The following is a 21304-nucleotide window of genomic DNA, read 5'->3' on the forward strand; positions in this document are numbered from 1 at the left end:
AAGTGGCCACAGACCACATCGCCCGGGCTGGAACATGACTCCACCAGTGAAATGCGTATCAGGTTTTTAGGAGCGCTGTAATGCCTGAGATCTATCACTTCTTCCAACAGCTGGTTAATGGGATGACCATTGGCAGCACCTATGCCCTGATAGCCATTGGCTACACAATGGTGTACGGCATTATTGGAATGATCAACTTCGCCCATGGCGAGGTCTACATGATCGGTTCCTACGTGGCCTTCATCGTCCTTGCCGGACTGGCCATGCTGGGTTTTGACTCACTGCCGCTGTTGATGACCGCCGCTTTCCTGGCGACCATCGTTGTTACCAGTGCCTACGGCTACAGCATCGAACGGATCGCCTACCGCCCCTTGCGGGGCAGTAACCGCCTGATCCCGCTGATCTCGGCCATCGGCATGTCGATCTTCCTGCAGAACTCCGTACTGCTCTCGCAGGACTCCAAGGACAAATCGATCCCCAACCTGATTCCGGGCAGCTTCAGCTTCGGTCCGGGCGGCGCACAGGAAGTGCTGATCTCCTACATGCAGATCCTGGTGTTCGTGGTGACCCTGGTGGTGATGCTCTGCCTTACCGGATTCATCTCGCGTTCACGCCTGGGACGCGCCTGCCGGGCCTGTGCCGAAGACATCAAGATGGCCAACCTGCTGGGCATCAACACCAACAACATCATCGCCCTGACCTTCGTCATCGGTGCCGCCCTGGCGGCCGTGGCGGCTGTACTGCTGAGCATGCAGTACGGCGTGATCAACCCCAACGCCGGCTTCCTGGTAGGTCTAAAAGCCTTTACCGCAGCGGTTCTGGGTGGCATCGGCAGCATTCCTGGCGCCATGCTCGGCGGGCTGGTGCTGGGGGTGGCAGAAGCCTTTGGCGCCGATATCTTCGGTGATCAGTACAAGGACGTGGTGGCTTTCGGGCTGCTGGTTCTGGTGTTGTTATTCCGGCCAACCGGCCTGCTGGGCCGTCCGGAGGTTGAGAAAGTATGACTAGGAATCTTAAACAGGCGCTGTTCAGCGCCTTGCTGGTATGGGCCGTGGCCTATCCGGTACTCGGTCTGAAACTGTCCATCGCCGGTATCAGCCTCGAAGTGCAGGGTGCCAGCACCTCGACCCTGTTCATCATCAGCACCTGCTCGGTGCTGATGTTCCTGCGTGTGCTGTTCGATCGCCAATACTCGGCGGCCATGCGCTCCATGCCCAAGGGTAAACTGATCCCGGCCAGCGCGAGCCACTTCCTGACCCTGCCGACAACCCAGCGCTGGATCATCATGGCGTTGATCGTCGTTGCACTGGTCTGGCCGTTCTTCGGCTCACGCGGTGCGGTGGACATCGCCACGCTGATCCTGATCTACGTGCTGCTCGGCCTGGGCCTGAACATCGTGGTCGGCCTGGCCGGCCTGCTCGACCTCGGTTACGTCGGCTTCTACGCCGTGGGCGCCTACAGTTATGCACTGCTGTCGCACTACTACGGCCTGAGCTTCTGGATCTGCCTGCCGATCGCCGGACTGATGGCGGCCACCTTCGGCTTCCTGCTGGGTTTCCCGGTACTGCGTTTGCGCGGTGACTATCTGGCGATCGTGACCCTGGGCTTCGGTGAAATCATCCGTCTGTTCCTGCGCAACCTGACCGACCTCACCGGTGGACCGAACGGCATCAGCAACATTCCCAAACCGTCGCTGTTCGGCCTGAGTTTCGATAGAACGGCCGCCGAAGGCATGCAGACCTTCCACGAGTACTTCGGCCTGACCTACAACCCCGTCAGCAAGGTGGTTTTCCTCTACCTCGTTGCGTTGTTGCTGGCGCTGTTCGCGCTGTTCGTGATCAACCGCCTGCTGCGCATGCCTATCGGCCGTGCCTGGGAAGCCTTGCGCGAAGACGAAATCGCCTGCCGTGCCCTGGGCCTGAACCCGACCGTGATCAAGCTGTCTGCCTTCACCCTGGGTGCCTGCTTCGCCGGTTTCGCCGGTAGCTTCTTCGCCGCGCGTCAAGGGCTGGTCACACCGGAGTCGTTCACCTTCATCGAGTCGGCCACCATCCTCGCCATCGTGGTTCTGGGCGGCATGGGCTCGCAGTTGGGCGTGGTCCTCGCAGCTGTCGTGATGATCCTGTTGCCCGAGCTGATGCGTGACTTCAGCGAATACCGCATGTTGATGTTCGGTGCCTTGATGGTGCTGATGATGATCTGGCGTCCTCAAGGTCTGCTGCCGATGCAACGCCCCCACATGGAGCTGCGCAAATGAGCCGTGAGATTCTGAATGTAAGCGGCCTGAGCATGCGCTTCGGCGGTCTGTTGGCGGTCAATGGCGTAGCCTTGAGCGTCAAAGAGAAACAAGTGGTGTCGATGATCGGCCCCAACGGTGCCGGCAAGACCACCGTGTTCAACTGCCTGACCGGGTTCTACAAACCCACCGCCGGCAGCATCCAGCTCAACGGTGAAGCGATCGAAGGCCTGCCCGGTCACAAGATCGCTGGCAAAGGCGTGGTGCGAACCTTCCAGAACGTGCGGTTGTTCAAGGACATGACGGCGGTCGAGAACCTCCTGATCGCCCAGCACCGTCACCTGAACACCAACTTCCTGTCCGGCCTGTTCAAGACCCCGTCGTTCCGCAAAAGCGAACGCGAGGCCATGGAATACGCCGAGTTCTGGCTGGAAAAGGTCAACCTCAAGGAGTTCGCCAACCGTCCGGCCGGCACCCTGGCCTACGGTCAGCAACGTCGCCTGGAAATCGCTCGCTGCATGATGACCCGCCCGCGGATCCTCATGCTCGACGAACCGGCCGCCGGCCTCAACCCACGGGAAACCGAAGACCTCAAGGCACTGATCGGCACCCTGCGTGAAGAGCATGATGTGACCGTACTGCTGATCGAACACGACATGAAACTGGTCATGAGCATTTCCGACCACATCTTCGTGATCAACCAGGGTACACCGCTGGCCAACGGTACGCCGGAACAGATCCGCGACAATCCTGAAGTGATCAAAGCCTACCTGGGGGAAGCGTAAATGCTGCAGTTCGAAAACGTTTCCACCTTCTACGGCAAGATCCAGGCCCTGCACGGCGTCAACGTCGAAGTCCGTCAGGGCGAGATCGTGACCCTGATCGGCGCCAACGGTGCCGGCAAGTCGACCCTGCTGATGACGCTCTGCGGTTCGCCGCAGGCCCACAGCGGCAGCATCCGCTACATGGGTGAGGAACTGGTCGGCCAGGACTCCTCGCAGATCATGCGCAAGAGCATTGCCGTAGTACCGGAAGGTCGTCGGGTGTTTTCCCGCCTGACCGTGGAAGAAAACCTGTCCATGGGTGGTTTCTTCACCGCCAAGGGCGACTATCAGGAGCAGATGGACAAGGTCCTCGGACTTTTCCCGCGCCTGAAAGAACGTTTCAATCAGCGTGGCGGCACCATGTCCGGCGGTGAACAGCAAATGCTCGCCATCGGCCGTGCGCTGATGAGCAAGCCCAAGCTGTTGCTGCTCGACGAGCCTTCCCTGGGCCTGGCACCGATCATCATCCAGCAGATCTTCGACATCATCGAACAGCTGCGCAAGGACGGTGTGACCGTGTTCCTGGTCGAGCAGAACGCCAACCAGGCGCTGAAAATCGCTGACCGCGCGTACGTTCTGGAGAACGGCCGGGTGGTGATGACAGGCACCGGTGAAGCACTGCTGACCGATCCGAAAGTGCGTGACGCGTACCTCGGTGGCTAACCTTTGCGGTAAACAAAAGAAACGGCCTTCGCGGGCCGTTTTTTTATGCCTGGCACAACCTCACCAACAATGAAATCTCCTGTGGGAGCGAGCTTGCTCGCGATGGCGGCATCACCTTCAACATAGGTGTTGACTGACCCACCACTATCGCGAGCAAGCTCGCTCCCACAGGGTCTTTATGGTGTCAGATTTTTTGTCACAGCCGATCCAATGCCTCCCCACTGCGCTTGAACCACCCGACCAAATAATCCGCCAGCACTTGCGTGCGCTTGGGCAATCCGCCCTGATATGGATGCACCAGGTACATCGGCATGCTGCGGGTCTGATAATCACGCAGGAGCCACCGTAAACGCCCATCGGCCAGTTCTGTTGGCAAACAGTAGGATGGCAGGCGTGCAATACCGGCGCCGACCAGTGCGGCTTTCTTCAAGAGGTTGTAGTGGTTGCTGGCGAACGGCCCCGACACCCGCACCCGCAGCAACTCGTGCTGCTGGTGATACAGCCATTCTTCGCGGCCGCTGTAATGGCTGTTGAGCAGGCAACGATGCTCGGCCAGCGCCTGGGGCGTTTGCGGTTCACCGTATTGCTCCAGATAAGCCGGGCTGGCACAGGTCAGCTCCTGCCACGCCAGCAGCGGGCGCGCCACCAGTCGCTGGTCAATGGCCACGTCAGAGCGAATCGCCAGGTCGAAGCCGTCACGGGACAGGTCGCGGTAACTGTTGTTGAGCTCCAGCTCGATCTGCACCTGAGGGTATTTGGCGGAGAACTCCAGCAGCAGGCCATCGAAGAAAGTTTCTCCGAGTGATACCGGCACCGTCATCCGCACCGGGCCGGCCATGTCATCCTTCAAACGCGCCAGGGCCTGGCGCGCCCGTTCGACTTGCACCACCAGCGCCTGCGCCTGGGGCAACAACGCAGCACCGGCCGCGGTCAGGCTCAGACGGCGGGTGGTGCGTTGCAAGAGCATCACGGAGAACTGCACTTCCAACTGGCTGATGCGTTTGGACAGTTGGCCTTTGCTGCAACCAAGCTGCTGCGCCGCCAGGGTGAAACTTCCCGCTTCGATCAATACAGCGAACGCGGCCAGGTCATCCATCTCGCTCATGGATTGTTTCCATTTGAAAACCAAAGGTTGCCTATTAGTGCGCTTATCTGTGAAAAAAACCACCCTAAACTGATACCTCGTTCAACCCACAACGAGGATCAACATCCATGAAAATTCTATTGATCGGCGCAGGCGGTACCATCGGTTCGGCCATCGACAAAGAACTGTCGCCACGCCACGAAATCATCCGCATCGGTCGCACCAGCGGCGACTTCCAGGTGGACATCAGCGACAGCGCCTCGATTCGCAAACTGTTCGAGCAGACCGGCAAATTCGACGCGCTGGTGTGCGCCGCCGGCAACGTGACCTTTGCCCCGCTCAATGATATGACCGAAGAGAGCTTTGCCCTGGGCCTGAAAGACAAACTCATGGGCCAGGTCAACCTGCTGCTGATCGGCCGCGAGTTCGCCAACGACGGTGCTTCGTTCACCTTCACCACTGGCGTGCTCAGCCACGACCCGATTTACAGCGGTGCCTCGGCGGCGTTGGTCAACGGTGCACTGGACAGTTTCGTGCGGGCCGCCGCCATCGAACTGCCGCGCGGCCTGCGTGTGAATTCGATCAGCCCGAACGTCCTGGTCGAAGCCATGGGCAAATACGCGCCGTACTTCCGCGGCTTCAAGCCGGTTCCTGCGGTGGATGTGGCATTGGCCTACGCCAAGAGCGTGGAAGGCCTGCAAACAGGTCAGACCTTTCACGTCGGCTGACCGTACTTTCTGACAGACGCGTTACTGGCGAGCGATCACGCCGTTCGCCAGACGCTTGTGCCCAAACTGTCGCAGCCACTGTTGCATCGGCCGTTCAAACCATCGATGACAGATCAGGCTGGCACCGATCAGTACCGAAAAAAACAGCAGCAACGTCCACGGTTGATAAAAGACATTACGTCCCGGGAAGAATTTATCCACCAGCAGCGCGGCGATAATTTGCAGTGGGAAGTGCAGCAAATAGGAGGCGTAGCTGATATCACCCAGCCACGCCAATCGCCGGGCGAGCGGTTCCAGCAACTGATGACACGCCGCAATGGCCATGATCGTCAGCGGAAACAACAGCGCAAACCTGATCAACGGCTGATCAGCGCCAAACAGCCACCATCCCGCTGCACAACCTGTTGCCAAACAAATTCCCACCCAGCGCGTGGGCGCCCGTTGCAGCAGCCACGCGACCCACACATAACCAACGCCACCACAGAAAAAGCTGAACACGCCGAGGGTAATTTTGTACTGGGCAGGAAAGATGCAAGCCGCCACGGCGATCAACAAAAAGCTGACCAGCGTTGGAAAAGGTGAATAGCGCCACAGCAGGAAGAACGCCGCGTAGAGCAGTACTTCAACAGAGATCGACCAGGCCGGGCCGTTGAAAGACCAGCCTTGTTCCAATCCCCAGGCTGGGGCAAGAAAAATGTTCAACACGCTGTGATAGAGATCATTGAACGGATAAACAAAAGCGTTTCCCGTATACCGCGTGTAGACCGTCTGTAGCAACGCAACAGCGCCGAACGTTGCCAGATGCAGCGGATAGATACGGCTGAAACGCTCGATGAAAAACTGTTTTCCGGTCAGTTTTCTCTGCGCCACGGCATGACCGGACAACCAGAAAAAGATGAACCCGGACAAGCTGAAGAACAGCGCGACCGCATCGCCACCATATCGATAAAACAATGAGAACACGCTGTAGAACGGTTGCTGTTCGGTTTGCAGCTCACCCGGCACTGCTCCTTGAAAAAAGAAGTGTTGCCAGTGCCAGAACACCACCGCCAACGCCGCGATACCACGCAGTGCATCCAATGCGTACAGCCGTTTGGGGAAAACAGACAGGTGTTGGTTCATGCCGAAGTGGGCCCGATCCTGGACAAATGCGCCACTATGCTGCGACGCCCCCGGCAACTCAATCCCTGACACACAAGCCTTGTGATCACAGGCTTGCCTGAGTAACGTGGCGGCACCTGTCAGGAGACCCCAAGATGCGTGTTGCCCGTTCCTTAGTCCTCGTTGCCCTGCTTCCGCTGTTTGCCGCTTGCCAGTTGTTCGAGGGTGAACGGCAGAGCGCCTCCCATGTCGGCCAGACACGCATGCAAGGCCAGTTGACCGCAGCGGACGGCAACCTGGTGTTCCAGCCGTGTAACCAGGCAAACCGTTACGTGGTCAACGACACGGGCGGTACCAGTGTCCTGCAGCAGGCTGCAAACCTGGCGGACAAACAGGGCAAGCTGTTTGCCGACGTGCGCGGACGGGTTGTGGCTGGCAGCGGTAGTGACGGCCAGCTCGATCTGGAGCAGTTGTACCGCGTCGAGCGTTCGGGCACCGCGTGCGATGATCCGAACTTCAAACTGCTGATTCTGCGCGCCGCCGGCCACACCCCGGAGTGGAGCGTGAAAGTCAGTGGCAAAGGCATGGTCGTCGACCGCACCGGCCAGCCGCCGCTGGCCGTGCCTTACGTCGAGGAGCAACTGGGCGATGGCCGTTTCAACCTCAGCACCGAAGCCAATAACCAGCACATCGAACTCTGGGTTGCACCGCAACGTTGCGTCGACAGCAGCACCGGCAGCATCCAGCACATGAGCGCCGAGCTGCGAATTGACGGCCAGGTTCAGCGCGGATGCGGTTATTTCGGCGGATCGCGCGACGACTGATTCGACGAGAGGCTGTTTTTGCCTCACTGGACGCAGCCTTTGGGGCTTATAATCGCGGGCTTCAAACGCCCTGGCGCAGTTGTGCGCCCCGCGAACCGGATCCCGCCATGTTACGAATCACCGAACTCAAGTTGCCGATCGACCATCCCGATGAAGACCTGCGCCCTGCCATCGCGCAGCGCCTGGGCATCGCCAGCGATGACCTGCTCGATTTCACCTTGTTCAAGCGCAGCTACGATGCGCGTAAAAAGTCCTCCGAACTGTGCTTCATCTACACCATCGACCTTGAAGTTCGCGACGAGGCGGCGGTGCTGCACAGGTTCGCCGACGACCGTAACGTCAACGTGGCGCCGGATGTCAGTTACAAAGCGGTAGGCCAGGCGCCGGCTGACCTGAACGCGCGTCCGATCGTCGTCGGCTTCGGTCCGTGCGGGATTTTCGCCGGGCTGCTGCTGGCGCAAATGGGCTTCAAGCCGATCATCCTCGAACGCGGCACCGAAGTACGCCAGCGCACCAAGGACACCTGGGGCCTGTGGCGCAAAAGCGTGCTCAACCCCGAATCCAACGTGCAATTTGGTGAAGGCGGCGCGGGGACATTCTCCGACGGCAAACTGTACAGCCAGATCAAGGACCCGAAGTTCCTCGGGCGCAAGGTCCTGCATGAATTCGTCAAGGCCGGCGCGCCGGAAGAAATCCTCTACGTCAGCAAACCGCACATTGGTACATTCCGTCTGACCGGTGTGGTGGAAAACATGCGTGAGCAGATTCGCGCCCTTGGCGGCGAAGTGCGCTTCCAGCAGCGTGTCACCGACGTGTTGATCGATGACGGCCAACTGGTCGGCGTCGAGCTCAATGGCGGCGAACAGATCCATTCGAAACATGTGATCCTGGCCCTCGGCCACAGCGCACGCGATACATTCCGCATGCTCCACGGCCGTGGCGTGTACATGGAAGCCAAGCCATTCTCGGTGGGTTTCCGCATCGAGCACCCGCAGTCGCTGATCGACCGCGCGCGCCTGGGCAAGTACGCCGGCCACCCGAAACTGGGCGCCGCCGACTACAAACTGGTGCACCACGCCAGGAATGGTCGTTCGGTCTACAGCTTCTGCATGTGCCCGGGCGGTACGGTCGTGGCAGCGACGTCCGAACCGAACCGTGTCGTGACCAATGGCATGAGCCAGTACTCGCGTAACGAGCGCAATGCCAACTCCGGCATCGTCGTCGGCATCACCCCGGAAGTCGACTATCCGGGCGGTCCGCTGGCCGGTATCGAGTTGCAGGAACGCCTGGAATCCCACGCCTTCGTGCTGGGCGGCAGCAACTACGAAGCCCCGGCGCAACTGGTCGGCGATTTTATCGCGGGCAAAGCGTCCACCGAATTGGGCAGCGTCGAGCCGTCCTACAAGCCGGGCGTTGCCCTGGGTGATCTGGCGCTGGCGTTGCCGGCGTTCGCCATCGAAGCGATTCGCGAAGCCTTGCCGGCGTTCGAGAAGCAGATTCGTGGTTACTCGCTGCACGATGCTGTGTTGACCGGCATCGAGACGCGTACGTCGTCGCCATTGCGCATTACCCGCAACGAGTCGATGCAGAGCCTGAACGTGAAAGGCTTGTTCCCGGCCGGTGAAGGTGCCGGTTATGCGGGCGGGATTCTCTCGGCGGGTGTCGACGGGATTCGCATCGCTGAAGCGGTGGCCCGGGACATCCTCGGTCTCGAGGCTTGATATCCGGTCATTGACGTGACACAAATCCCTGTGGGAGCGAGCCTGCTCGTGATGGCGGTAGATCAATCAACCTATGTGTTGAATTTGATACCGCTTTCGCGAGCAGGCTCGCTCCCACAGTGGTATTCGGCGTTTGTGAATTTCAGATATTGGCGCGCAATACCGAGTCCGGCAGCGCCTCCCCCCGCTCCACGGTCGCAGCTACCGCAGCCATCAAGCCACTCAACTCATACCCCTGGGCCTTGAGCCACTTCGGATCGTAATAGGTCGTGGCGTAGCGCTCGCCTCCGTCACACAGAATCGCCACCATTGACCCCGTCTCCCCCGCCGCCTTCATGTGCTGAGCGGCCATCAGTGCGCCAATCAGGTTGGTCCCGCTCGACCCGCCCACATGGCGCCCCAGACGCTCGGCAAGGTAGTGCATGGCCGCCAGTGACAAGGCATCCGGCACCTTGACCATTGCGTCGATCACCGTGGGCAGAAACGACGCTTCCACACGTGGCCGGCCGATGCCTTCGATACGCGAGCCGTGGTCCAGGCGCAAGCTGGCATCGCCAGTCTGGTAGTAATCAAAGAACACCGAACGCTCGGCATCGGCACACAGCACGCGGGTGCCATGCTGGCGATAACGCACGTATCGGCCCAGGGTGGCCGTGGTGCCCCCGGTACCGGGGCTGGAAATCAGCCAGCTCGGCTCGGGATGCTGCTCGAAACGCATCTGATAAAAGATCGACTCGGCAATGTTGTTGTTCGCCCGCCAGTCGGTAGCACGCTCGGCGTAGGTGAACTGGTCGATGAAGTGCCCGTCGTGTTCGCGAGCCAGACGCTCGGACTCGGCGTAGATCTGGGTCGGGTCGTCCACCAGATGGCTTTGTCCACCGTAGAAGGCAATTTGTGCGATCTTTTCCCTGGACGTGGTCGCCGGCATCACCGCAATGAACGGCAAGCCCAGCATGCGCGCGAAGTACGCTTCGGAAATCGCCGTCGAACCGCTGGACGCTTCAATGACCGGCGCACCGGGTTTGAGCCAGCCGTTACACAGCGCATAAAGAAACAGCGAGCGGGCCAGGCGGTGCTTGAGGCTGCCCGTGGGGTGGCTGGATTCATCCTTGAAGTACAACTCGATGCCTGGAAAACCCGGTAGCGGCAAGGGAATCAGGTGTGTGTCGGCGCTGCGCTGGAAGTCGGCTTCGATGATCCGGATCGCTTCACGGGCCCACTGTCGGTTGTCGCTCATGATGGTTTTCTCGTTGAATCAGGCAGGAGTTGGCCTTGTCACAGGGCTCAACCATCAAGCTTAGGAAAAAACCTACATACAGCACAGGCACAGCTGAGATCCAATACGCCCGGCAACTGCTAGGCTCAGGTCCCTGCTGCCGGATTACGTTGTAACGACATATAACAAAAAAGAATATAAGTTTTGTTTTAACAACTAACAGTACTTGTTAGGGTGTAACACCTTTTGAATTCACAGATGGAGAGCGACCTTGCCTCTGCGTAGCACTTTCACGCGTTTCTTTCAGTTGGAAGCTGCCAGCGGTCTGTTACTGATCGCCGCTGCCGTTCTGGCTCTGATTATCAACAACTCGCCGCTGTCGTGGCTGTACAACGGCCTGCTGGACACCCCCGTGGTGGCCCAGATCGGTGCCCTGAAAATCGCCAAACCCTTGCTGCTGTGGATCAACGATGGCCTGATGGCGCTGTTCTTCCTGCTGATCGGCCTGGAAGTGAAGCGCGAAGTCCTGGACGGCCAGTTGTCCAGACCGTCGCAAATCGTCCTGCCTGGCGCAGCGGCGATTGGCGGCATGGTGGTGCCGGCGCTGATCTACTGGTACCTCAATCGCGACACGCCACCGGCCCTCAACGGCTGGGCAATCCCGACCGCTACCGACATCGCCTTCGCTCTTGGCGTGCTGGCATTGCTGGGCAAACGCGTTCCGGTCTCGCTGAAACTGTTCCTGATGACCCTGGCGATCATCGACGACCTCGGCGCAATCATCATCATTGCGATCTTCTATTCCGGCGCGCTGTCGACCTTGTCCCTGGCACTGGCCGCCGCCTGTATTGCGGCGCTGATCGGGATGAACCGGCTTGGGGTGGTCAAGCTCGGACCGTACATGATCATTGGCTTGATTCTCTGGGTCTGCGTGCTCAAGAGCGGTGTCCACGCCACGCTGGCCGGCGTGACCCTGGCTTTCTGCATCCCGCTGCGCACGAAAAATGCCGAACCTTCGCCGCTACTGACCCTGGAACATGCCCTGCACCCGTGGGTCGCCTACGGCATCCTGCCGCTGTTCGCCTTCGCCAACGCCGGCCTGTCCCTGAGCGGCGTCACCGTCGAAAGCTTCACTCACCATGTCCCCATGGGCATTGCCATCGGGCTGCTGCTGGGCAAGACCGTCGGTGTTTTCGGCCTGACCTGGCTGGCCGTGAAAACCGGTATCGCCGCACTGCCCCAAGGCGCCAATTGGGGCCAGATACTGGGCGTGGCGATTCTCTGCGGCATTGGTTTCACCATGAGTCTGTTTGTCGGCTCGCTGGCCTTTGAGCCGGGCGTGAGCGATTTCGCCGGGATGGACCGCATGGGGATCCTGACCGGTTCGATACTGGCGGCGCTGATCGGTTACGGGGTGACGGCGATGGCGAGCCGCAAGAACACCGCGCTGGCCTCCTGATAAACAGCGATAACGCCTGACGCCAACCAGGAATCCCTCCAGCAGAAAAACAAAAAACCCGATCAGCCACCTGATCGGGTTTTTTATCCGCTATTTACGCTTAGTGCGAAACGCGGCTGGTGCCATTCACACTGGCGATGCGTACACGCTCGCCAACACGGAACACTTCGTTCGGTTGAACTTCCTGAACATAGGCACGCATGCTGCCATCGTCTTCGCGCACGGTGATTTCCACGCCCTGGGTGCGGGTCAGGCCTTCTTCAGCGGCCGAACCGAGCAGGCCACCCGCCACAGCACCGATGACTGCAGCAACAACACTGCCCTTGCCACCACCGACGGAGCTGCCGCCAACGCCGCCGACCACTGCGCCTGCAGCGCTACCGATCGGGGTCTTGGTGCCTTCGATTTTCACCGGACGCAATGCTTCGATGGTGCCCATGCGAACGGTCTGCACGCGACGCGCCTCGTCACGGGAGTAGGAGTCACCGGTCAGGCTCGATTGGCAACCAGTGAGCAACATCGCCATCGTGGAAAAGGAAGCAACCAGCAGAACAGACTTACGCATAGCATCAACTCCAAAGAAACAGATGATCATTAGACCCCGCGGCTTGACGCCTGTCACGGCAGCACCCGGGTAAAATTGGTTTGATTCAGGCTCCGTTAAGGCGCCCCCACGAACTCACACAGTAGCGGCAACATCGGAAAACTGCCCCGCTGAGCAAGGATTTTCATGGACTACTTTATCATCGTCGTCACGACTGTTGCCGGTTTGTACTTTCATTGGTGGCTGTACGTGCGGATCAAACGCTGGATGGACCGCGACCTGGCACTGGCGCTGGCCGGCAAGGACGAGCAGAAAAAAGCCTTCATGCTCGAACGGTTGGCGAGTGCCCGGGTGCAGAAGATCAAGCGTCGAGACCTGCCGAAGTGGCTGGAGGCCGCTGCGGCAGACTATCCCGGTCGGTAGACTGCTCAGGGTGCCAGGCGTTCAAGAATCCAGTCGGCGCCCTGCTGGCGATAGTTGAGGCGGTCGTGCAGGCGGCTTGGGCGGCCCTGCCAGAATTCGATGCGCTCCGGCAGCAGGCGATAACCGCCCCAGTGTTCCGGGCAATGTGGCTGGGTGTCGCTAAAACGTTGCTCGGTGTCCTTGAGCAGCGCTTCGAGCTCGCCACGATCGGCGATCACGCGGCTCTGCGGCGATGCCCAGGCCCCCAGGCGACTGCCGAGGGGGCGAACCTGATAATAGGCGTCTGACTCTTCAGGCGTCACCTTCACCACCCGCCCTTCGATGCGTACCTGACGCTCCAGCGCCGGCCAGAAAAACGTCATGGCCGCGAACGGATTCGCGGCCAGTTGCTGGCCCTTGGCACTATCGTAGTTGGTGAAAAAGGTGAAACCCTGCTCGTCCAGGCCTTTGAGCAACAGGATGCGACAGTGCGGTCGACCGTCCTGGTCAACGGTGGCCAGGGTCATGGCGTTGGCTTCCACTGGTACCTGTTCGGTTTTTACCGCGTCGGCAAACCACTGGTGGAACAACGCAAACGGCTCGGCCGGGGCTTGCGCCTCGGTCAGGCCATCACGGGTGTAGTCACGACGCATATCAGCCAGGCCCTGGGTCATGGCGCATTCCTTTTGGTTAACGAATCACTGCTTTGCAGTATCGGTGTTGGCGACCTTCTTGTCTGCCGCAGAGGCTTTGGCTGGCGTGGTTTTCTTCGCCGGCGTTGCAGTTTTCGCAGGTGCTTTCTTGGCCGGAGCTTTTTTCGCCGGGGCTTTTTTCACCGCTGGAACAGCCGCCTTTTTAGACGCTGGGGCCGGTGTCACAGGCTTGGCGACCGGTTTGACGTCAGCGGAAGCGACCATGGTCGCAGGCGCCGGCGCCGGCATGTTGTACTTGCTCAGCAGTGCGACCATGGTGTTTTGCGGGGTCACCAGCAGTTCCACGCGGCGATTCAACGCACGCCCTTGCACGCTGTCATTGGCCGCACGCGGCGCTTCACCACCCAGGCCACGCAGCATCAAGCGATCACGCTGCAAACCACTGAGACGGAAAATCGCCGCAACGGCCTGGGCACGCTCCTGACTCAGTTTGACGTTGGCTGGTGCAGAGCCGGACGTATCGCTGTGGCCGAGGATCAAGACAGCGGTCTTTGGATCGGCTTCAAGGATTTTGGCAACGCGGGTGAACGGACCAAGTGTGACCGGTAGCAACATGGCCGGACGATCAGGGTTGAACGAGCCTTCGACCGGCGCAGTCACCACCAGCACGTTTTCGCGGCGTTCGATCTGCAGGTTACTGCCCTTGACCGCCTCGCGCAGGCGCGGTTCGTAGTCGTCAAGCCAGGCCTGGGTGACTTTCGGGTCCGGCGCCGGTACAGCCTTGGCTGCGCTCTGCTCGCTACCGCCGAATGGCCACCACCACTTGCTGCCGCTATCGGTTCCGGCCTTGGCCACCGCGACGGGTTTGACTTCAGGTTTCGCTTCCGGCTTGACCGCGGGCTTGCCGGCGCTGTCGTCGGAACCGAACGGCCAGTACCAGTGGCTGCCGCTTTCAGTCTTGACGACAGGTGCCATCGCGTCTTTCTGTGGAGTCTGTGCGCAACCGGTAATAGCGAAGCACAGGGCCAAGGCGAGGGTTTTATTGGATGACATTGGATATCCACAAAAATGAAGTCAAAAAATCAGGCCACATCGGCCCGTATAAGCAGACGCTTTGAAAGTGAAAAGACTATCGGGTTCCAGCCCCGGAAGCCGATAGCCGCTTTTACAGACAAGTGGCCAGAACCCGCACCAGCTTTTGCGCGCGCGGGTCCATCAAGACGTACGGTCCCAGGGTATTTGTCACAAATCCGAAGGCCACATCGTACTCCGGGTCAGCAAAACCTATGGAGCCGCCGGCGCCCGGATGACCAAACGCGCGCGGGCCAAGGCCGAAGGTGGCGTTGGCAACGTCCGGTTGATCGAGCATGCAACCCAGACCGAAACGGGTCCGGGTCAGTAAAGTCTTGTCCTCGCCGAGGCTGTGCTCACGAGTCAATTCATCGAGCATTTCGCTTTCCAGCAGGCTGCCGTCGAGCAGGCCGGCGTAGAACCCGGCCAGGCTGCGGGCATTGCCATGACCGTTGGCGGCTGGCTGCTGCATGCGTCGCCACTCGGGTTTGTTGGTGCTGGTCATGATCGACGGCGGGTTGGTGAACGCCCGGGTCGTCATGGCCGTTGGCTCACGCATGGTCACTTGCAACAGGCGCTGGGCGGCAGCATCGCCGACATTGCCCTTACCCCGCGCAATGTGGGCCACGCGATAGAACTCTTCGTCGGCCAGGCCCACATGGAAGTCCAGGCCCAACGGCCTGGCGACCCGCGCAACGATGGATTCACCCGGCCCACGACCATCGGCACGGCGCAGCAATTCGCCGACCAGCCAGCCATAGGTGATCGCCGCGTAACCGTGACCTTCGCCCGGCGTCCACCACGGCGTTTCGGCGGCCAGGGCGTCGACCATGGTTTGCCAGTCGTAAAGGGCTTCAGGGGCCAGTAATTCGCGCAATGCCGGAAGGCCGGCCTGATGACAGAGCAGTTGACGAAGAGTGACAGACTCTTTGCCGGCAGCGGCAAATTCGGGCCAGTAACGCGCAACCGGGGCATCCAGTTGCAGCTTGCCTTCAGCCACCAATTGCAGCACGGTGACTGCGGTAAAGGTCTTGGTGCAGGAGAACAGGTTGGCGATGGTATCGCTGTGCCAGGCCTCGGCCCCGTCCTTGTCGGCAGTGCCGGCCCAGAGGTCGAGCACCGTTTCGCCAGCGATCTGAACGCACAACGCGGCGCCACGCTCCTGGGGATCGTCAAACAATGCCGCGAAAGCCTCACGCACCGCCTCGAACTTTAGCTCGTAATGACCCTGAATCTGCACCCGCAACTCCCCCGGAATAACGCTCTACAAAGTGGCGGGCATTGTTCCAGCCCTTGAAGGATTTGGGAACAGGGTTGGGCTGGATGGTCAGTCACTCATAGAACTGATCGGAAATTTATTGCGCCTGAATAGGCGCCTTCGCGAGCAGGGTCGCTCCCACATTGGAATGCATTCTCTTGTGGGAGCGGCGGTACGGCGATCCGACTTGCTCGCGAAGAGCGATAACGCGGTGTCAGGACTCAGTGACCATTCCCGGAATGTCCACCAGCGCCCTTCCCTGGCCCCTTGCCGGCCTCGGCCTTGCGGCCGCCCTCGGCGTCGTGGCTGGCTTTGTCGGCGGCCGCAGACTTCTCGGCCTCTTTGCCCAATTGTTCGACTGTCACCAGGTTGCTCTTGCGCACGCTGTCGACAAAGCCCTGGAACGGCAGATCAGTGATGCCCACCAACCCGAAGTGACCGTTTTCACCGTCAAGCAGGCGCCCGGTGACCGGTTGATCAAGGTACTGGAACCAATGCACGCCAACAATCGACGGCTCACTCAAGGCTTGCTTGAGGAAGTTGGCATACGCCGCACCGCGGTCCTCTTCCTTCGCCAAAGGTGTGACGCCCCCCCAGAACGGGCCACGATCAGCCGAGCCGAAATTGAACTCGGTCACCAGCACCGGTTTGTCGAGGCTGCGCAGCCTGGCGAAGTCATAACCATCCTGGGGTTGCAGGGTATACATGTTGAAGCTCAACACGTCGCAATACTGGGCGCAGGATTCCACGGCTTCCGGCGTGCTGATGGCGAAACGGCCGCCGAGCAGCAACTGGTTAGGTGCGTGCCACTGGAGTGAGTCGGAGATGGTCTTGAAGTAAGTGTCGGCAAAGACCTTCTGGAAGTATTTGAAGTCGGCTTCGATTTCCGGGTGCTCGGCGCTCGGGAGCGGCGGTACGAATCCCGGATCTTCCATCAGTTCCCAGGCCGGCAGATCAATGCCCCAGGCTTTCGACAGGCCAGCCTGATTGCGGTACTTGTCACGCAGTTGCTTGAGGAACGCGCGCTTGGCCGGCACGTCGGTGGTCATTTTCAAGGTACCGTAGGCCAGAGCATAACGGGCTTTCGGGTCATCGCCGGGACCGGCCCAGGCCAGTTCGTTGTCAGCGTAGTAACCGATCAGCCATGGATCGTCACGATGGTCACGAGCGGCAATTGCCACGGCGCGTTCGGTGGCCATGGCGAAACGCGGGTCGAACGGGTCAGGCATACCGCCCCACCAGTCGGTGCCGGTGCTGATGCTGGCGTAGTCGCCGACGATCGACAGCGGCAAGGTGTACGGCAAGCGATCAGCGTTGCCCAGCACCGGCGCACTCCAGTTGCCAATGGTGTTGAAGCCCCAGGCCTGCAAGCGATCAAGGGTGTGGCTGGCCCAGCGCTGCTCGTCGAACTTCGCCTTGCACGGTTCGACAGGTTTTGACTCTGCCGCTTTCGCTACCGTCGCTTCGGAGTTGGCCGCCTCGGCGACTCCAGCTCTGGTTTCGCTGCCCAACGCACAAGGATCACCATAAAGGCGTTGCAGGTTGGCACCGTAGAAATCGTACCAGCGGCCGGCATTGTAGCCGCGCCCTTGATCGGCCCCGTTGCCGCCACGGTTGTCGCCTTCGCCATAGTGGCTGGCCAGCGCCTCGTCAGCCTTGGGCAGGGATTCGAACATCCACTCGCGGCCGGCAACATAGGTCTGGTCGACATCCGGGGCCACGGTATTGACCCCGAGGGAATAGAACGGGTGACCTTCAGGCGTCACCAGATACCAGCGACCGTCACGCTTCTCTGTGCGGAAAAAGCCGCTGGCCTTGAAGGATGGGCCTTTGGTCAAACCACCGAATTTGTCCAGGGAGGACTTTTCGCGCTCGGCCAGCCAGGTTTTCAGTTGTTGCTGCTCCTTGCTGGCGGCGTTTTTGAGTTGTTCGTCGCTGTTGATCTTTTCCGGCCATTTGCCCCGGGTCGACTGACCGTAAGCATCCACCAACCCGCCATACACGGCTTGGGTTACCGACTCACCGTCCTGCACGCCAAAGCGCTCCAGCAGGATGCTCTGCGCGGCTTTTGGCTGATCCATCGACAAACTCACCGACACCACTTCTCTGCGATCCAGCTCACCGGCGCTACTGGCCAGCAACACACGTTGGCCATCGACGGTCATCGGCATCGGCGGGCCAGCCTTCATGCCCTGGCTCAACGGGGATGTCGCTTGCAGTGGCACCAACAGGGTTTGCGCAGGCCCCGCCGGCAGATCGACGCGGCTGACCAGTGTCTTGCCGTCGTTGCTCTGGATGGTCACGTACAGGGTCAAGGCCCAGTTCATCGCACTCTGGACCCGCAGGCTCATGACGCCCGACTGCGACCAGTCCCAAGCGCCGGTTAGCGGGGTCAGGCGCAACGTCGGCCGGGCGACCGGGTTGAACGTCACCCGACGCAGCACTTCGCCCTCGGGGGTTTGCTCGGCGTTGGATTGCGGCAGGCTGGCATCCTGAGTCGCCACCTGGACCACGTCGGTGGGGCGCACAAAGTTGAACAGCGTCTGCTGGCCGGCGGGAGCGGCCAGCAGAGGTGTTGCGAACAGCAAGGCAAAAACGGCAGGCAACGAACGGCAAATCATGAGAACGAAATTCTCCCTAACGACCTTCAATGGGCCAGTGGAAAAGCGGTGGCAGAGAGATAGACAACGCGGCGGGCAAAACTGCCCACCGGTGCGTCAGGAAATTTCTCGACGGAACGGCGGCAACGCGTTGAGGATGGCTTTGCCATAGCGCTGGGTCACCAGGCGCCGGTCGAGCAAGGTGATGGTGCCGCGGTCTTCTTCGGTACGCAGCAGGCGACCGCAGGCCTGGACCAGCTTCAGCGAGGCGTCCGGTACGGAGATTTCCATGAACGGATTGCCGCCCCGGGCCTCGATCCATTCGGACAAGGCTGCTTCGACGGGATCATCGGGCACCGAGAAAGGAATCTTGGCAATGACCACATGCTCGCAATAGGCACCGGGCAAGTCGACCCCTTCGGCGAAGCTCGCCAGGCCGAACAACACGCTGGAATCCCCGCCATCGACTCGCGCCTTGTGCTTGTTCAGGGTTTCCTGTTTCGACAGATTGCCCTGAATGAACACTTGCTTGCGCCAGTCGCGGTCAAGGCCATCGAACACGTCCTGCATCTGTTTACGCGAGGAAAACAGCACCAGGGTGCCCCGCGAGCCTTCTACCAGCTCAGGCAGATCACGAATGATCGCGGCGGTATGCGCCGCTGCATCACGTGGGTCGGCGTTCAGGTTCGGCACCCGCAACACACCGGCGTCGGCATGATGGAACGGGCTTGGCACCACTGCGGTCACGGCTTTTTTCGGCAGGCCTGCGCGCATGCGGAAGCGGTCGAAGGTACCCAGGGCAGTCAGGGTCGCCGAGGTCACCAGACAGCCATATGCCACGTTCCACAAATTGCGCCGGAGCATTTCCGCCGCCAGGATGGGACTTGCGTTGACCTCGATGTCGAACAGCGAGCCACTTTCGGCCAGGGTCAGCCAGCGGGCCATGGGCGGGTTGTCTTCCGGGTCTTCGACGGTGAAGGCGGTCCACAGCTCCCAGTTGCCGGAAGAACGGGACAACAGGCTGCCGAACAGCGGATACCACTCTTCAGCCTGGTTACTGGCGATGCCGATGTTGACCTCGCCGTCCATGCCTTCCTTGAGCAGGTCGGTCAGGCGGGTGAACAAATCGGTCAGCCGTGCGAAGCCTTTCTTCAGTTCGATGCCCATTTCGCGCATGTGCTCGGGAATCACCCCGCCGACGAATCGATGACGCGGGCGCTCGCGACCTTCAACGTCCTCGCCGGGTTTGAAATCGGCAATCTGCTCGCACGCAGTGAACATGAACTGCTGCTGGGTCTTGATCTCCCGCGCAAGCTCCGGCACCTGCTCGATCAACTTGCCCAGGTCGCCCGGCAACGGATGCTGGGCCAGCAGTTTGGTGAGGTTCTTGGCGGTGGTTTCCAGCCAGTCGGCAGTGGAGCGCAGGCGCGTGTAATGGGCGAAATGGCCGATGGCCTTGTCCGGCAGGTGATGGCCTTCGTCGAACACGTAGATGGTGTCGCGCGGGTCCGGCAGCACGGCGCCGCCGCCCAGGGCCAGGTCGGCCAGGACCATGTCGTGGTTGGTGACGATCACATCGACCTTGCCCATGCCTTCGCGGGCCTTGTAGAAGGCGCACTGGCCGAAGTTCGGGCAATGACGGTTGGTGCACTGGCTGTGATCGGTGGTCAGGCGCGCCCAGTCGGCGTCTTCCAGGGTGGTTGGCCAACTGTCGCGGTCGCCGTCCCATTTATTGCCGGCGAGTTTTTCGATCATGCTGGTAAACAGCTTCTGACTGGCCTCGTCGACCTCGATCTTGAAGCCCTCTTCCTCGAACAACTGTGCCGTGGCGGTCTGCGCGTGGCCCTCCTGAAGCAACATGTCGAGCTTGGACAGGCACATGTAGCGCCCGCGCCCTTTGGCCAGGGCGAAGCTGAAGTTCAGCCCGCTGTTGCGCATCAGGTCGGGCAAGTCCTTGTAGACAATCTGCTCTTGCAGGGCCACGGTGGCCGTGGCGATCACCAGGCGCTTGCCGGCGGCCTTCGCCGTGGGAATCGCCGCCAGGCTGTAGGCCACGGTCTTGCCGGTACCGGTGCCGGCTTCCACCGCGACTATCGCGGGGTCGCCACTGCGCCGGCCTTCGTCGTCGGTGTCGATGTCACCCAGGACCTTGGCGACTTCGGCGATCATCAGGCGTTGGCCGTAGCGTGGCTTGAGGCTCTTGGCTTCGAGAAAACGCGAGTAGGCGCCCTGGATCGTGGTTTTGAGTTCGGTGCTGATCATGGATTGTCGGGCGCAAAAAACGCTGGATAAATTTTCAGTAGTTCGGTTCGGCCGCTATCATACTCCGCTAATGAATCCCGCGCAGAACGGAGTACCCCAATGACACCTTTTAGCCTCGTTTATAGCCTGCATGTACTGGCGGCCCTGGTCTGGGTCGGCGGCATGTTTTTCGCCTGGATGGTCCTGCGCCCCGCGGCGATCAAGGCACTTGAAGGCCCTGGCCGGCTGAAGTTATGGGTAGAAGTGTTTCAAGGTTTTTTCCGCTGGGTCTGGGTGGCGGTCGTGCTGTTGCCGGTCAGCGGCGTGGTCATGCTGAATCTGCACTTCACCGGTTTTGAAAACGCGCCGCGCTATGTGCAGGTGATGATGGGCTTGTATGTGGTGATGACTGCGCTGTTTATCCGCATTCAGGCGCTGATGCTGCCGGAACTGCGCACCGCCGTGGACGCGCAGGATTGGCCCATGGGGGCCAGTGTACTGGGGCGGATTCGCCGCTTGGTGGGGATCAATCTGCTGGTGGGGTTGGTGGTGGTGGCGATTGCGGCGGTTCGGCCGACGCTTTAAAAGCTTCGTCGGAACGCCGTCCGAACCAAGCCCGCTCCCACAAGGTTCGGTGATCCAATGTGGAAGCGGGCTTGCCCGCGAAGACAATCGACTG

The 21304-nt window shown here is 60.5% G+C and carries 19 protein-coding genes; 10 read left to right on the plus strand and 9 right to left on the minus strand.

Annotation, left to right across the window (positions count from 1 at the left end):
- Positions 1–80 precede the first annotated feature (80 nt).
- From livH to CAF65_RS06610, 4 genes are read left to right on the plus strand one after another with little or no spacing between them, the layout of a single operon-like run.
- Positions 81–1004 carry a high-affinity branched-chain amino acid ABC transporter permease LivH gene (livH, locus tag CAF65_RS06595; RefSeq protein WP_008016464.1) on the plus strand — a complete coding sequence of 308 codons (924 nt, stop codon included), beginning with the start codon at positions 81–83 and terminating at the stop codon, positions 1002–1004.
- Positions 1001–2257 (plus strand): high-affinity branched-chain amino acid ABC transporter permease LivM, encoded by a 1257-nt coding sequence (locus CAF65_RS06600; protein ID WP_085715579.1) that lies wholly within the window; start codon positions 1001–1003, stop codon positions 2255–2257. The genes livH and CAF65_RS06600 overlap by 4 nt, the downstream gene beginning before the upstream one ends.
- The gene (livG, locus tag CAF65_RS06605; protein WP_085715580.1) at positions 2254–3021 is read left to right on the plus strand and encodes a high-affinity branched-chain amino acid ABC transporter ATP-binding protein LivG; all 768 of its coding nucleotides are present in this window, start codon (positions 2254–2256) and stop codon (positions 3019–3021) included. Before CAF65_RS06600 ends, livG begins: the two co-directional genes overlap by 4 nt.
- The gene (locus CAF65_RS06610; RefSeq protein WP_085715581.1) at positions 3022–3723 is read left to right on the plus strand and encodes an ABC transporter ATP-binding protein; all 702 of its coding nucleotides are present in this window, start codon (positions 3022–3024) and stop codon (positions 3721–3723) included.
- A 196-nt stretch (positions 3724–3919) separates the two neighbouring features.
- On the opposite strand, the gene CAF65_RS06615 is transcribed toward CAF65_RS06610, so the two are convergent.
- Positions 3920–4828 (minus strand): LysR family transcriptional regulator, encoded by a 909-nt coding sequence (locus tag CAF65_RS06615; protein ID WP_085715582.1) that lies wholly within the window; start codon positions 4826–4828, stop codon positions 3920–3922.
- Positions 4829–4935: 107 nt separating this feature from the next.
- On the opposite strand from CAF65_RS06615, the gene CAF65_RS06620 reads away from it, so the two are divergent.
- On the plus strand, positions 4936–5535 hold the full coding sequence (locus tag CAF65_RS06620) for a short chain dehydrogenase (RefSeq protein ID WP_085715583.1): 600 nt from the start codon (positions 4936–4938) through the stop codon (positions 5533–5535).
- Between the two features lie 21 nt (positions 5536–5556).
- On the opposite strand, the gene CAF65_RS06625 is transcribed toward CAF65_RS06620, so the two are convergent.
- On the minus strand, positions 5557–6657 hold the full coding sequence (locus CAF65_RS06625) for an acyltransferase (protein WP_085715584.1): 1101 nt from the start codon (positions 6655–6657) through the stop codon (positions 5557–5559).
- 134 nt (positions 6658–6791) lie between these two features.
- On the opposite strand from CAF65_RS06625, the gene CAF65_RS06630 reads away from it, so the two are divergent.
- Together CAF65_RS06630 and CAF65_RS06635 are read left to right on the plus strand one after the other, a co-directional pair.
- A complete protein-coding gene (locus CAF65_RS06630; protein WP_085715585.1) occupies positions 6792–7460 on the plus strand; it encodes a COG3650 family protein in 669 nt (222 codons plus the stop codon).
- Positions 7461–7567: 107 nt separating this feature from the next.
- Positions 7568–9181, plus strand: a complete 1614-nt coding sequence (locus CAF65_RS06635; protein ID WP_085715586.1) for an NAD(P)/FAD-dependent oxidoreductase — start codon at positions 7568–7570, stop codon at positions 9179–9181.
- A gap of 142 nt (positions 9182–9323) precedes the next feature.
- Here the strand turns inward: CAF65_RS06635 and CAF65_RS06640 are convergent, their stop codons facing one another.
- Positions 9324–10421 carry a PLP-dependent cysteine synthase family protein gene (locus CAF65_RS06640; RefSeq protein ID WP_178076670.1) on the minus strand — a complete coding sequence of 366 codons (1098 nt, stop codon included), beginning with the start codon at positions 10419–10421 and terminating at the stop codon, positions 9324–9326.
- Between the two features lie 247 nt (positions 10422–10668).
- Between CAF65_RS06640 and nhaA the strand changes: the two genes are divergently transcribed.
- On the plus strand, positions 10669–11856 hold the full coding sequence (gene nhaA / locus CAF65_RS06645; RefSeq protein WP_085715588.1) for a Na+/H+ antiporter NhaA: 1188 nt from the start codon (positions 10669–10671) through the stop codon (positions 11854–11856).
- A 100-nt stretch (positions 11857–11956) separates the two neighbouring features.
- Here nhaA and CAF65_RS06650 read toward each other — a convergent pair whose 3' ends face one another.
- Complete coding sequence (locus CAF65_RS06650; RefSeq protein ID WP_085715589.1) at positions 11957–12421, minus strand: glycine zipper 2TM domain-containing protein; 465 nt, start codon at positions 12419–12421, stop codon at positions 11957–11959.
- Positions 12422–12586: 165 nt separating this feature from the next.
- Between CAF65_RS06650 and CAF65_RS06655 the strand changes: the two genes are divergently transcribed.
- A complete protein-coding gene (locus CAF65_RS06655; RefSeq protein WP_008016450.1) occupies positions 12587–12823 on the plus strand; it encodes a hypothetical protein in 237 nt (78 codons plus the stop codon).
- A gap of 5 nt (positions 12824–12828) precedes the next feature.
- Here the strand turns inward: CAF65_RS06655 and pdxH are convergent, their stop codons facing one another.
- From pdxH to dinG, 5 genes are all read right to left on the minus strand, one after another.
- A complete protein-coding gene (pdxH, locus tag CAF65_RS06660) occupies positions 12829–13476 on the minus strand; it encodes a pyridoxamine 5'-phosphate oxidase (RefSeq protein ID WP_085715590.1) in 648 nt (215 codons plus the stop codon).
- 24 nt (positions 13477–13500) lie between these two features.
- On the minus strand, positions 13501–14508 hold the full coding sequence (locus CAF65_RS06665) for an OmpA family protein (RefSeq protein WP_085715591.1): 1008 nt from the start codon (positions 14506–14508) through the stop codon (positions 13501–13503).
- A gap of 112 nt (positions 14509–14620) precedes the next feature.
- Positions 14621–15766 (minus strand): serine hydrolase domain-containing protein, encoded by a 1146-nt coding sequence (locus tag CAF65_RS06670; protein ID WP_085715592.1) that lies wholly within the window; start codon positions 15764–15766, stop codon positions 14621–14623.
- A 239-nt stretch (positions 15767–16005) separates the two neighbouring features.
- Positions 16006–18405 (minus strand): beta-galactosidase, encoded by a 2400-nt coding sequence (locus CAF65_RS06675; protein ID WP_085715593.1) that lies wholly within the window; start codon positions 18403–18405, stop codon positions 16006–16008.
- A 96-nt stretch (positions 18406–18501) separates the two neighbouring features.
- Positions 18502–20646 (minus strand): ATP-dependent DNA helicase DinG, encoded by a 2145-nt coding sequence (gene dinG / locus CAF65_RS06680; protein WP_085715594.1) that lies wholly within the window; start codon positions 20644–20646, stop codon positions 18502–18504.
- Positions 20647–20745: 99 nt separating this feature from the next.
- On the opposite strand from dinG, the gene CAF65_RS06685 reads away from it, so the two are divergent.
- Complete coding sequence (locus tag CAF65_RS06685) at positions 20746–21210, plus strand: CopD family protein (protein ID WP_085715595.1); 465 nt, start codon at positions 20746–20748, stop codon at positions 21208–21210.
- Positions 21211–21304 lie beyond the last annotated feature (94 nt).

Source organism: Pseudomonas sp. B28(2017), assembly GCF_002113025.1.
In the GTDB taxonomy this organism is placed as follows: domain Bacteria; phylum Pseudomonadota; class Gammaproteobacteria; order Pseudomonadales; family Pseudomonadaceae; genus Aquipseudomonas.

Coding starts and splice junctions, on each gene's coding strand:
- livH (WP_008016464.1), top strand. CDS start 81: ATGCCTGAGATCTATCACTTCTTCCAACAGCTGGTTAATGGGATGACC.
- CAF65_RS06600 (WP_085715579.1), top strand. CDS start 1,001: ATGACTAGGAATCTTAAACAGGCGCTGTTCAGCGCCTTGCTGGTATGG.
- livG (WP_085715580.1), top strand. CDS start 2,254: ATGAGCCGTGAGATTCTGAATGTAAGCGGCCTGAGCATGCGCTTCGGC.
- CAF65_RS06610 (WP_085715581.1), top strand. CDS start 3,022: ATGCTGCAGTTCGAAAACGTTTCCACCTTCTACGGCAAGATCCAGGCC.
- CAF65_RS06615 (WP_085715582.1), bottom strand. CDS start 4,828: ATGAGCGAGATGGATGACCTGGCCGCGTTCGCTGTATTGATCGAAGCG.
- CAF65_RS06620 (WP_085715583.1), top strand. CDS start 4,936: ATGAAAATTCTATTGATCGGCGCAGGCGGTACCATCGGTTCGGCCATC.
- CAF65_RS06625 (WP_085715584.1), bottom strand. CDS start 6,657: ATGAACCAACACCTGTCTGTTTTCCCCAAACGGCTGTACGCATTGGAT.
- CAF65_RS06630 (WP_085715585.1), top strand. CDS start 6,792: ATGCGTGTTGCCCGTTCCTTAGTCCTCGTTGCCCTGCTTCCGCTGTTT.
- CAF65_RS06635 (WP_085715586.1), top strand. CDS start 7,568: ATGTTACGAATCACCGAACTCAAGTTGCCGATCGACCATCCCGATGAA.
- CAF65_RS06650 (WP_085715589.1), bottom strand. CDS start 12,421: ATGCGTAAGTCTGTTCTGCTGGTTGCTTCCTTTTCCACGATGGCGATG.
- CAF65_RS06655 (WP_008016450.1), top strand. CDS start 12,587: ATGGACTACTTTATCATCGTCGTCACGACTGTTGCCGGTTTGTACTTT.
- pdxH (WP_085715590.1), bottom strand. CDS start 13,476: ATGACCCAGGGCCTGGCTGATATGCGTCGTGACTACACCCGTGATGGC.
- CAF65_RS06665 (WP_085715591.1), bottom strand. CDS start 14,508: ATGTCATCCAATAAAACCCTCGCCTTGGCCCTGTGCTTCGCTATTACC.
- CAF65_RS06675 (WP_085715593.1), bottom strand. CDS start 18,405: ATGATTTGCCGTTCGTTGCCTGCCGTTTTTGCCTTGCTGTTCGCAACA.
- dinG (WP_085715594.1), bottom strand. CDS start 20,646: ATGATCAGCACCGAACTCAAAACCACGATCCAGGGCGCCTACTCGCGT.
- CAF65_RS06685 (WP_085715595.1), top strand. CDS start 20,746: ATGACACCTTTTAGCCTCGTTTATAGCCTGCATGTACTGGCGGCCCTG.